The sequence below is a fragment of the uncultured Psychroserpens sp. genome, assembly GCF_947500255.1.
Lineage (GTDB): Bacteria > Bacteroidota > Bacteroidia > Flavobacteriales > Flavobacteriaceae > Psychroserpens.
On the sequence record NZ_CANMRL010000002.1, the window covers coordinates 182,958 to 195,789 of the forward strand.

A 12,832-nucleotide genomic window follows, 5' to 3' on the forward strand; every position below is an offset into this window, starting at 1 on the left:
CAATATAATTAATAAAAAAAAGCCGCTTTTATTAGTGGCTTTTTTTTGTTTCAGATTCTTCCGATTGTGCGTTTTCAACTTGAGGTTGTTCTGGTTGTTTGAACAAATCGATATAGGCTTCTCCAAGAGCCTCAATTATGTGACTTGCAATTAGGCCTTGATATCCTAAATCTTCAATAGCAATATCTGCAGATCTTCCGTGTAAATAAGCACCAAAAACAGTAGCCATAAGCGCATCATAACCTTGTGATATTAGTCCAGTAATAACGCCTGTTAGAACATCGCCAGTTCCTGCAGTTGCCATACCAGGATTTCCAGTAGTATTGACATAATATTTATCATGAAAAACCGTAATACTATTAGCGCCTTTAATAAGAACAACAACCTTGTGTTTTTTTGAAAATGCCTTGGTCTTTTTGAGCTTATCAAAATCATCTTTCCATTTACCAATTAGTCGCTCTAATTCTTTTGGATGAGGCGTTAAAACACTCTGTTCTGGAAGCAATTTTAAAAGTGCTTTTTTCTTTGAAAATATATTTAATCCATCGGCATCAATAACTAATGGTATTTTATTTGTTTTAAGGAATTTTTCCAGTGCAGAAATCGTTTTTGGATCGGTTCCCATTCCTATTCCTAATCCGATAACCTTGGGTTCAATATCAAAAATAATATCAGAGATCAGCGTATCATTTTCATCTGTTATAACCATAGCTTCAGGAAACGCTGTTTGCAAAATCTGATAACCACATTTTGGCACATAAGCCGTTACTAATCCTGCTCCAATAGATAAAGCAGCACGACTTGCTAGCACGACCGAACCTATCTTTCCGTAACTACCTCCAAGAATCAAACTATGCCCAAAATCGCCTTTATTCGCATACTTTTCTCTGGGTTTATAAATAGGCAATACTTCATGTTTACCAATTAAATCGGCTTCAGTTTCTGTCATAAACAAAAATTCTCTATCAATCCCAATATCTAGGACTTCCCATTGTATAGTAAACTTAGCGGTTTCTGGTAAAAAAAATATCAATTTAGGGGATTGAAAACTCAAGGTATAATTTGCCCAAACAACTCCATTTTCATCTTCGGGAGCTTTATTTGTATAAGCGCCTGAAGGAATATCTACGGCTAATGTAAATGCTTTGCTATTTCTAAAGTGAACAAACAAAGATTTCACCCAATCATTTGCAGGTCTATTGAGACCAATTCCAAAAATAGCATCTACGATAATATCGTCTTTATGAATCTCAGGGAAATCTGCTTCACAATTCAACATATCTGGCCATTTTTTTGTGGTCTGTTTAATGCGATCATAATTGATTAAAAAGTCTTTTGAACGCTTGTCACTACAATTAACCACATAGGTTTTTACGTTATATCCATGAGTCACTAAATGTCTGGCGATTACGAGTCCGTCACCACCATTATTTCCAATTCCGCAAAACACATGAATAGGTACTTGTGCACCTTGCATACGAACATGTAACCAATTAAAAATTTGTATTCCAGCGCGTTCCATCAATTCAGTAGATGAAATATTCTGTTTCTTGGAAGTTAGTTGATCGCCTTCGTAAATTTGTTCTTTTGAAAAAATCTTCATGTAAGAGGTTTATAATCAGTTGTTAAATTGTTAGTTTTTATCGCTTAAAAGCTGCATAACATCATGTTTTCTGTTTTAAACTGAAAAAAATGTAAAATAACCTTTTAAGTTTTTTTATTCTTGTAAAAATAATACATTTGAAAGGTATAGGCTATTATTTATGCAAAACGAAACAAAAATATTCTTACAGTTTACTGCGATAGACATCGAGATAACTTATCGTAAGTCTACCCTTAGGGGTGTTTAGTATATTAAATCTTCAATACATTACAAATCCCTCTCAAGGATTAATAAAGAAAACCCAATTCAATTATAAATAACTACAAATGAATGTTTTAAAATTTGGAGGAACTTCAGTAGGTTCAGCAAAAAACATAAATAATGTCATAACTATTCTTGATAATTACGCAAAAGACGATGCTGTTATTTGTGTCGTTTCAGCAGTTGGAGGTATTACTGACAAACTTCTAAAAGCTGGTGAATTAGCTCAAGAAAAAGATGAAAACTATAGTTCAGAATTTGATACTATTGCACAAAAACACCATTCGATTTTATCTGAATTAATTCCTACAGGAAATGAAAAAATAGTAGCTCATTTGACTGAGACATTACAGGAGTTAAAACATCTTTTAGATGGTATTTTTTTGATCAATGAATTATCTCCAAAAACATCTGATAAATTACTAAGTTTTGGAGAGTTATTATCTTCTTTCATTATTGCAGAGACAATGAAAAAAAGAGGCATGGATTGTCTTAGAAAAAACAGTCAAGAGCTCATTGTGACTAACTCAAATTTCACCAAAGGTGAAGTCGTTTTCGACAGCACCAACACCAACATAACTAATTATTTTTCTAAAGCCACACAACGCATCACCATATTGCCTGGATTTATTTCAAAATCAACATCTGGAGAGCAAACAACTCTAGGCCGTGGAGGATCCGATTTTACTGCTGCTATTGTTGCTTCAGCTTTAAAAGTTAATCAACTTGAAGTTTGGACTGATGTTAGTGGTATGTTCACAGCTAATCCTAAGTTAGTAAAGCAGGCTATTCCAATTAAAAAATTATCGTATCAAGAGGCCATGGAACTATCTCATTTCGGCGCCAAAGTTTTATATGCACCAACAGTGCAACCTGCTTTAGATGCAGAGATTCCAATTCTAATAAAAAACACCTTAAAACCTAATGATGAGGGTACACTAATTTCTACTTCTGGTGAAGAAAACGGACTGGCTGTAAAAGGAATTAGCCACATTAGTAACATCTCACTAATCACCTTACAAGGGAGTGGAATGGTTGGCATTCCTGGGTTTTCTAAACGTTTGTTTGAAACTTTAGCAAATGAAAAAATCAATATCATTCTAATTACCCAAGCTTCATCAGAACATTCCATTTGTTTAGGAATTGATGAGAACAATGTAGATGCAGCAAAATTAGCTGTTGATAGTACCTTTGAATATGAAATATCACTTCATAAAATAGATCCAATAATTATTGAGAATGATCTTTCCATAGTTGCCTTAGTGGGTGATAATATGAAAAATCATCAAGGTATTAGCGGTAAAATGTTTAGAAGTTTGGGGAAAAACAATATTAATATTAGAGCTATTGCTCAAGGTGCTTCAGAACGAAACATTTCAGCGGTAATTGCTAATAAGGATGTTAAAAAAGCACTTAATACGCTACACGAAAGCTTCTTTGAAGTTAAAACGAAACGCCTTAATGTTTTCATTACAGGAGTTGGTAATGTTGGGGAAAAACTTATTGATCAAATTCAGCAACAGCATTCATTTTTAAAGAAAAAATTAAAAATCGATGTGAAAATTGTTGGAATGGCTAATTCACGTAAAATGGTTTTTAATGAAGATGGAATAGATTTAGATAATTGGGCCGCTCAATTTCATTACGCAGACAAATCAAGTTTGCGAGGCTTTTTTGACAAGGTAATTGCACTTAATTTAAGAAATAGCATCTTTGTTGATATTACAGCAGACGAAGCCGTAGCGAACCTCTATGATGAGTATTTAAGACAAAGTATTGCTGTTGTAGCATGTAATAAAATTGCATGCGCTAGTTCTTATAAAAATTATATAAATTTGAAAAGACTCTCGTTAAAATACAATGCTCCTTTTTTATTCGAGACCAATGTTGGTGCAGGATTACCAATTATCAATACGTTAAATAATTTGGTTGCTTCTGGTGACAAAGTCACTAGTATTGAAGCCGTTTTATCAGGTAGTTTAAATTTTGTATTCAATAATTTTAGCAATAAAAACAACTTCCATGACACGGTAAAAAGAGCACAATTTGAAGGCTATACAGAACCGGATCCAAGAATAGATTTAAGTGGAATTGATGTTGCTAGAAAGCTATTGATTTTAGCTAGGGAAAATGGTATGGTCATGGAAATTGAAGATATTGAAAACAACTCGTTTTTAACAAAAGACAATTTAGAAAGTAATTCTGTAGATGATTTTTATGACACTTTATCAGCTAGTGAAGCTCATTTCCAAAATCTTTATGCATCTGCCAAAAAGAATAATTGCCAACTTAAATACGTAGCAGAATTAAAAAAGGGTAAAGCCAAAGTTGGATTAAAAGAAATTCCTAAAGGGCATCCATTTTATAATTTAGAAGGTAAAGATAATATTGTCATGTTTCATACCGAACGCTATCCAGAGCAACCTCTTATAGTGAAAGGTGCTGGTGCTGGTGCAGATGTTACTGCCTCAGGTCTTTTTGCTGATATAATTAGAATAGGAAATAACTAATGAAAGAACTCAAAATATTCTCACCTGCAACTGTTGCAAATGTCTCTTGCGGATTTGACGTACTAGGATTTTGTTTAGATACGATTGGTGATGAAATGATCATTAGAAAAACGGATAAAAAAGGAATTCATATTACAAAAATTGAAGGTTATCATTTGCCTTTTGAAGCTGAGAAAAATGTGGCTGGTGTTTCTGCTTTGGCTATGCTTAATGATGTACAGCCAGATTATGGGTTTGAGATAGAAATCTACAAAAACATAAAACCTGGAAGCGGTATTGGAAGCAGCTCTGCAAGCGCTGTAGGGAGCGTATTTGGTATGAATGAACTCTTAGGAAAACCTTATAATAAAACACAACTCACCAGCTTTGCTATGAAAGGAGAAGCATTAGCTAGTAAGAGTGAGCATGCAGATAACATAGCTCCAGCCATTTTTGGTGGATTTACACTTGTAAAATCTGTTGCACCTCTTGAGGTATTACAATTGCCTACACCTAAAAATTTATTTGCCGTAATTATCCATCCGCAGATTGAAATAAAAACGGCTGAAGCACGTGCCATTTTGCCAAAAGAAATTCCGTTAAAAGATGCTATAAGACAGTGGTCAAACGTAGGAAGCTTGGTACACGCATTGCATATCAATGATTATGAGCTCTTGAGTAATTCATTAAAAGACGTGGTTGTAGAACCACATCGCAGTCGACTTATTCCTCATTTTGACCTAGTAAGAGAACATGCATTAAAACACAAGGCATTAGGTTGCGGTATTTCTGGATCTGGCCCCTCTATTTTCAGTTTATGTCACGGAAATGAAACTGCTCAAAATGTTGCTAAAGCCATTCAGAATATATATTCAAAAACCAAGATTCCTTTTGAAATATACATTTCAGAAATTAACACTGAAGGGATAAAAATTTTATAAATGAATTACTACAGTCTCAATAGAGAAGCACCAAATACGAATTTCACAGATGCTGTTATCAAAGGGCTTGCACCAGATAGAGGATTGTATTTTCCTAAAAAAATAACACCTTTACCTGCATCATTCTTTGAAACTATTGATCGTAAGTCACGTTCTGAAATTGCATTTGAAGCGATTCAACAATTTGTAAGTCCGGACATTCCTGAATCTGTTTTAAAAACAATTATTGAAGAGACCTTATCTTTCGATTTTCCAATTGTAAAACTAAATGATCACATATCATCTTTAGAATTATTTCATGGTCCAACTATGGCATTTAAAGATGTTGGTGCGCGCTTTATGGCTAGATGCTTGGGATACTTTAATCAAAATAATGCAAATGACATTACTGTATTGGTGGCTACTTCTGGTGATACAGGAGGCGCAGTTGCCAATGGTTTCTTAGGTGTAAAAGGTGTGAATGTTGTGATTTTATATCCTTCGGGAAAAGTGAGTGATATTCAAGAAAAACAACTCACAACACTTGGACAAAATATAACTGCTCTAGAAGTAGATGGTGTATTTGATGATTGTCAAGATATGGTTAAAAAAGCATTTTTAGACCAATCCATTACCAATAAAATGCAATTGACGTCTGCCAATTCAATCAATGTAGCCAGATGGTTACCACAACTGTTTTATTTTATGTTTGCCTATCAGCAGTTGCACAACGAACACGATGATATTGTATTTTCAATTCCTAGTGGGAATTTCGGAAATATTTGTGCGGGAATGATAGCACAACAATTGGGTCTACCAGTTAAACATTTTATAGCTGCTAACAATGCAAATAATGTTGTAACCGAATACTTAACTACTCGAAAATACCATCCGAAACCATCAGTACAAACCATTAGCAATGCTATGGATGTTGGTAATCCAAGTAATTTCATACGTATTCAAGAGATTTACAATAATGATTTTAATCAACTTAAAAATAACTTATCGTCATACAGTTACTCTGATAAAGAGACCAAAGATGCTCTGCTAGAGATTTATGAGCAATACAATTATATTGCTGATCCACATGGCGCTGTTGGCTATTTAGGCTGTAAAGCACATTTGAAATCCCATAATAATGTACATTGTGTGTTTTTAGAAACCGCTCATCCAACAAAATTTCTGAATGTGGTTGAAGACGTTATTCAAACTAAAATTGAGTTACCTCATCAAATTAAAGACGTTATAGACAAAGAAAAGGTAGCTACCAAAATTTCAAACTACAAAGATTTAAAAGCGTTTCTATTACGTTCTTAAATTAGTATGGCCTCATCATAGAACCTAAAGTTCTTTGTTAATACATTTACCGATTAACTTTACTATAAAATTCTAAATTCAAAAACACCAGACTCAGATGAATTGCCTTCAGCATCTTTGGTAATTATATTCCAATAATATGTATTACCTGATGTTACCGAAACTGTTAATTGATCTACAGACATATCGCTTGTATTTAAACTCGGCGGATTATTGGTTCCAAAATACACATCGTAGCCTACAATATCATTGTCAACATCACTTCCACTCCAGTCTAATGTGACTGAGTTTGTGGCAGAAATAGTTTGAGCCATACTTGGTGAAATTATTTCGGCAGGAAAAGGTGCATAGGTTTGAACACCTGGACCAGCATTGTAAAAATTCCAACTAGCACTCACTTTAGCTTCCCCTTGATAATTATATTCTACAAACCATCTAAAGGCTTCAGCGCGACTTATGGTTACAGGAAATATAAAGTCTGATGTTTCGTGCTGTGTAACAACACCAGTATCTAAATTTTCTACAGTGAGTGTGTAACTCTCTGCATTATCATTGGGCTCCCATTCAAAGAAAACAGTACTCTCTGTAGGTGTTGGATTTTCACCTTCATTGCACAAAGAATCTTCTTGTGGGAAAATCAATTGTACTCCAATTGGTGAATCCTGCCCTATTCCATTTCCATTTATAGGTCCATCATCTGTAGTATCGCTGCATCCCAACACCAAAATTACTACACAAATTAAATAGGTTATCTGCTTCATTTTTTTACGATTTTTAATGTAGATGTCATCGTTTCTGATTTTACGATAATTAGATATATACCATCAGGTAAGTTAGTAGTGTCTATACTCATATTCGTTCCTTCGTTTACAATAGTTTTGTTTAAAACCAGTTGTCCTAATATAGAATACAACTTAACACTCACTTCTTCATCTTCAATACCATTGTAAATATTAATCTTGTTTTCAAAAGGGTTTGGATACACTAGAAAATCTTCTGTCATCAATATGCGCTCTTCATAAACCCCTTGGCATTCTAAATCTGTACTTACTTTTAATGTATTTATACCTTGCTGTAACTCTAGGGTAATTGTTGAGTTATGGGTAGTGAATGTCTCATCATTAAATTTAATGTTGTAACTAGAACTACCAGACATATCAAGAGACACTTCATTTCCTGATGCCATTCTGCTTGCAAAAACTTCCAGCGGATCTGGTTGGGTAATAACAATAGTATAGCAACTCACATAATCTGGCCATTCCTCGATGGTAATACACATTTCATAGGTTCCAGCCAAGAGATTAAAAATATCCACATCATTGGTAAAGTTATATTCTTGAAAAAATTCATCATTAGTAAGTGTGACTGTATATGTGTAAAGTTCTTGGGCTACAATAGTAATTTTACCATTATTACTGTTTAAACAGGTTTCACCAGTGATTGATACGGTAAAATTATCATTTGGTAAATCTGGAAAGGCACATCCTGTAAAATCTACTGCAGCTCCAAATTCGGTATTAGGGCAAAGATCATCTTCATTTGGAACGCCATCATTATCGGCATCTTCGCATATGGTTTGATAACTAGCAGAATCATCTTTAATCCAATTATCATAAGTACCATCAGTATTAGAAATTACAGCAACGGGATCATCAACTAAAATACAACCTAAACCTGGATTGTTTGATGCATTAAATAGTTGCAAATTTTCATTATTTCCATTTTGTAAATTGAGTTGATCTCCAACTAACATATTTGACTGACAAAGCAGTTGGGTTAAATTAGTATTTTGGGTAACACTCAGACTACTTAATTGATTTGCGGCACAGTTTAGTTCTTCTAAATCTATTAAATTCTCTACATTTAGATTTGTAAATAGATTATTTGAAACATTCAAATCTAAAAGACTTAAATTGGTGTCAAAGTTAAGCTGCGTCAAGCTATTGTTGGAGACATTCAAGGTTGTTAAATTTAACAAAGCTGATAGGTCTAAATCTGTGAGCATATTCTCTGAAGCATTTAAAACTATCAAAAGAGAATTGTTACTTAAGTCTAATGTTGCTATACTGTTGTCATCTATCTCTAAACTTGTTAAACTTACAAACGCTTCAATACCTGTTGCATCAAAAATCCCTCTTCCGCTTACATTTAAAAATGTAAGACCTTCGATATTCTCGGTAAATACATAATCATCTAATGATCCAGAATCGTAACCTAAATCGATTAAAGCTTGCTCAAAATTATCATCTGGTACATATGTTTGTCCGAAAAAACATTCTGTAGCAAATTGCGCTGTTGCATCTATAGTCCAGTTTGCGCCAGCAGGCACAGAGCCAGTATCGATTTCAATACAAACTAAATTTGGATTATTTATGGCATTTAAGTTAGTTAATATCGCATTTTGCCCGTTTTTAATATTAAGTGTTTCTAGCAGATTAGACTGACAACTGATATTTGTAAGAGATTGATTCTGCTGAAAATCGAGTTCAATAATTTGGTTGTCATCACAATTAAAAATTTCTAATGACAAAATCTCACTTGGCAAAAATGATGTAAATGCATTGTTACTAATATTCAAATCTGAAAGGTCTGAATTTGCGCTAAGATCTAGACTGTTTATTGAATTTCCAGAGCAATCAAGTACGATTAAAGCCGTACTATTCTCAATAGTTAAATCTGAAAGTACATTATTAGAACAATTGATATTTAATAAGTTAGTATTAGAACTTAAATCTATTTCACTCAAGTTATTATTAGAACAATTTAAAATTTCCAAAGCAATAAAATCTTCTATTCCTGTAAAGTCGGCAATAGTATTTCCACTAACATCTAAACTGATGAGCTCTTCTATATTTTCGGTTAATACATAGTCATTTAAAGGACCAGAGTCATACCCTAAATTGATTAAGGCTTGTTCAAAATTATCATCAGGCACATAGGTTTCGCCAAAATTGCAATCTTCATTATAGCTTGTAGCATCATCTTTAATCCAATTTACACCAATAGCATTAGTATCATCAATTTGAATACAAGTTAAATTAGGGTTACTTGTAGCATTAAAACTTGCAATATCTGCATTCATACCATTTTGAATATTAACAAAATCGAATAGGTTGTTAGACACATTTATAACTACAGTTTCTGGGCAAAACTCATCTTGGTTGACATTATATATACATGCGGAAATTGCCATTGTAGTTAAATCTATAGCATCATTAATTTGATTGCTACTAATATTTAATCGTTTTAAGGCTCCCAAATTGTTAGACAAGACAAAAGTTGTCAATAGGTTAGAACTACAGTCTACTTCAATTAAGTTCGTATTAGGAGTTAAATCTAGAGTAGTTAATTGGTTATTTGAACACGACAAAAACTCTAGAAGTGTGTTTGAACTTAAGTTTAATTGTGTTATGTCATTAAAACTACAATTTAATTGTTCTAGATCAACATTCATTGTAACATTAAGCTGTGACAAATTATTTTGAGATCCTTGCGCTTCAACTAAATTGATATTATTCTGAAGGTTTATATCTGAAATTTGATTATCAGTGAATGATAAAAACGTTAATTCAGTATTGGATGAAATATCAAGTTGAGTTAAATCATTCGATGCACAATTTAAAGTAGTTAACGATTGATAATTACCAACCAATACATCTGAAAGATTATTACTAACACAAGTAATACTAACAAGAGTTGTGTTGTTTACTGTTGTGGTTACTAAGTTATTTATACTATTACTGTTGCAATTAAGACCTTCTAGAGCTACATTATTGCTAATGTCTAGATTTGTTAAATCATTATTTGAGCAATTCAATTCTCTTAAAGACGTATTGCCTGATATGTCTAGAACGTCTAAATTATTATCTGCACAATCTAAAATTTCGAGATTCGTATTTATGGATGTATTGAGATTAGTTAAATTATTTCCTGCACAGAATAATTCTATCAAACTCACTGTTCCAGTTGTGTCAAATAATCCATTGGTATCGTTTACATCATTTGTAAGCAAATAGTTAGAACTGCAATTGAGACGCTCTAAATAAATCATGTTACTAACGTCTAAATCATCTAAATAATTTCCACTACAGTCTAACTCTATTAACGACTTAAAATCTCTTATTCCAGTTAAATCAGAAATGCTCTCATCACTAACATTTAACACTTCTAAATGCTCAATGTTAGAGGTTAATACTTGCCCATCTATAACATCATCGTAATTAAAATCAATGAGTGCTTGTTCAAAAAACGGATCAGGAATTAAGGTAAAACGACTATTTAGGCAATCGCCATCATATGATGCAAAATCATCTTTTTGCCAACTTCCAGGAATACTTCCTACAATGGCATTATCAACATTGATACAAAATAAATTAGGATTTCCGGTAGCATTAAAGGTGGTCAGGGATCCGTTACTTCCGTTTTCAACATTTAAGGTTTTTAATGCATTTAAGTTACAAGTCACAGATAGTAAAGCGGTATTCGCTGTGAAATCTAGATCTTCAATTTGATTTATCGAACAATCCAAAAGCTCTAAATCAGTATTCGCGCTCAAGTCTAAACTAGTAAGCTGGTTGTTTGACACATTTAAATTTTGTAATACATCAAAATCTTGAATACCTGTTAAGTCTGCAATTGCAAGCCCTGAAACATCTAAAACAGTTACCGCAATGATGTCTATAGTTGCAACAAAGTTATTTAGTGTTCCATCAGAGTCTATACCTTGATCAATGAGAGCTTGTTCAAAATTATCATCAGGTATATAAGTACCGCAGTCAAGATTATATGTTGCTATTGCATCTTTTAGCCAACCTGCTGCGCCATTGGCAAATGCCACGTCATCTACATTTATACAAAATAGATTTGTATTATTAGTTGCATTTAAGGACGTTATTGCAGTATTATTTCCATTATCTATGTATAAGGCAAAGAGGTTATTATCGTTACATAAAACACTTGTTAAAACTGTATTTGATCTTATATCTAAACTTTCAATCAGATTTGTCGAACAGTCAAAATTATTCAACATCAAATTACCGCTCACATTTATGCTGGTGAGCGCATTATTAGAGCAATTGAGTATCTCTAGTGCTGTGTTATTACTTAAATCTAATGAATCAATTACATTGCTAGCACAGTTGAGGTTTATTAAAGCTGTATTGGTATTTAATTCTAAAACAGATACATCATTATTCGAAATATCTAATTGAAACATCATTCCATTATTTGAAAAATTTACGCTTTCAATCGAATTAAAACTACAATCTAAAATTCCCAAAGCAGAAAAATCTTCAATTCCAATTAAATTAGAAATTGATGCATTTGAAATATCTAAGTTTGTAATGTCAATTATATTTTCTGTTAACACAAAATTATCTATAACATCATCGTAGCCTTGATCGATCAATACTTGCTCAAAATTATCATCTGGTATGTAAGTGTAAATATTGGTACAAGTAGTTTCACTGTAGTAGGTCCAATCATCTTTAATCCATCCTGAAGGCGTAAAACCGTTATCGATTTGAATACAGAATAAATCTGGATTATCGCTGGCATCAAACAAAGCAATAAGGTCGTTAAAACCATTACTTACTATGAGTGATGTTAATTGATTTCTAGATACATTAATTAAAGCTGAACCTTGGCACAATGTAATTGGATCTGTTTGCGGATTGGGGCAGACTAGTGAATTAATAGTACTTAAATCTAAGTTGGTTAAAGAATTATTAGAAGCATCAAGACTTTTTAGTATCGTATTAGCTGATAAGTTGAGTGTATTAATTTGATTTGAAGAGCAAAATAGATCTTCTAAATCTAAGTTATTACTCAAGACCAATTCACCTACTATTCTATTATTTGATACATTTAATAATTTTAAATTAGTGTTTGTTGAAACATCAATAGTTTCCAACCTATTATCATTACATAGTAAAATTTCAATGCTCGCGAAATCCTCAATCCCTGTAAGGTCAGCAATTTCTAAATCAATGACACTAAGTGTGACGACATTAGATATTCTATCTGTAAGTACTAAATTATTATTCGCGATTCCATCTCCCATACTATTAGCATCTCCAACAGCTACTATAGAGCCGTCCTCGGCATGTGTTTCGAGATAATTTTCGAAATTATTATCGGGAATAGATGTTGTTTGTGCGCTTAAGATGGATGAAGCGAACAACAGTGTAATCACTAAAAACTGAAAACTATTTTTCATAACACTTTAGTTATTTGAAACACGC

Annotated in this window: 6 protein-coding genes; 3 read left to right on the top strand and 3 right to left on the bottom strand. The window is 32.9% G+C overall.

The annotated features are described in order from the left end of the window. Window positions 1–31: 31 nt before the first annotated feature. Window positions 32–1,603, bottom strand: coding sequence for an NAD(P)H-hydrate dehydratase (locus Q0783_RS07565; protein WP_298894301.1), 1,572 nt, complete (start codon window positions 1,601–1,603; stop codon window positions 32–34). A 326-nt stretch (window positions 1,604–1,929) separates the two neighbouring features. Between Q0783_RS07565 and thrA the strand changes: the two genes are divergently transcribed. The 3 genes from thrA to thrC are packed head-to-tail and all read left to right on the top strand — an operon-like array spanning window position 1,930 to window position 6,590. Beyond that, entirely contained in the window at window positions 1,930–4,374 is a 2,445-nt protein-coding gene (thrA, locus tag Q0783_RS07570; protein WP_298894302.1) for a bifunctional aspartate kinase/homoserine dehydrogenase I, read from the top strand. Beyond that, on the top strand, window positions 4,374–5,294 hold the full coding sequence (locus tag Q0783_RS07575) for a homoserine kinase (RefSeq protein ID WP_298894303.1): 921 nt from the start codon (window positions 4,374–4,376) through the stop codon (window positions 5,292–5,294). Before thrA ends, Q0783_RS07575 begins: the two co-directional genes overlap by 1 nt. Next, a complete protein-coding gene (thrC, locus tag Q0783_RS07580) occupies window positions 5,295–6,590 on the top strand; it encodes a threonine synthase (protein ID WP_298894304.1) in 1,296 nt (431 codons plus the stop codon). A 62-nt stretch (window positions 6,591–6,652) separates the two neighbouring features. Here thrC and Q0783_RS07585 read toward each other — a convergent pair whose 3' ends face one another. Together Q0783_RS07585 and Q0783_RS07590 are read right to left on the bottom strand one after the other, a co-directional pair. Then, window positions 6,653–7,351 carry a hypothetical protein gene (locus tag Q0783_RS07585; RefSeq protein ID WP_298894305.1) on the bottom strand — a complete coding sequence of 233 codons (699 nt, stop codon included), beginning with the start codon at window positions 7,349–7,351 and terminating at the stop codon, window positions 6,653–6,655. Beyond that, a complete protein-coding gene (locus tag Q0783_RS07590; RefSeq protein WP_298894306.1) occupies window positions 7,348–12,807 on the bottom strand; it encodes a T9SS type A sorting domain-containing protein in 5,460 nt (1,819 codons plus the stop codon). Before Q0783_RS07590 ends, Q0783_RS07585 begins: the two co-directional genes overlap by 4 nt. Between the last annotated feature and the right edge of the window lie 25 nt (window positions 12,808–12,832).

Excerpts from the sequence above, each read along its gene's own strand:
- Q0783_RS07585 (WP_298894305.1), bottom strand. The coding sequence starts at position 7,351 with ATGAAGCAGATAACCTATTTAATTTGTGTAGTAATTTTGGTGTTGGGA.
- Q0783_RS07565 (WP_298894301.1), bottom strand. The coding sequence starts at position 1,603 with ATGAAGATTTTTTCAAAAGAACAAATTTACGAAGGCGATCAACTAACT.
- thrC (WP_298894304.1), top strand. The coding sequence starts at position 5,295 with ATGAATTACTACAGTCTCAATAGAGAAGCACCAAATACGAATTTCACA.
- Q0783_RS07575 (WP_298894303.1), top strand. The coding sequence starts at position 4,374 with ATGAAAGAACTCAAAATATTCTCACCTGCAACTGTTGCAAATGTCTCT.
- thrA (WP_298894302.1), top strand. The coding sequence starts at position 1,930 with ATGAATGTTTTAAAATTTGGAGGAACTTCAGTAGGTTCAGCAAAAAAC.
- Q0783_RS07590 (WP_298894306.1), bottom strand. The coding sequence starts at position 12,807 with ATGAAAAATAGTTTTCAGTTTTTAGTGATTACACTGTTGTTCGCTTCA.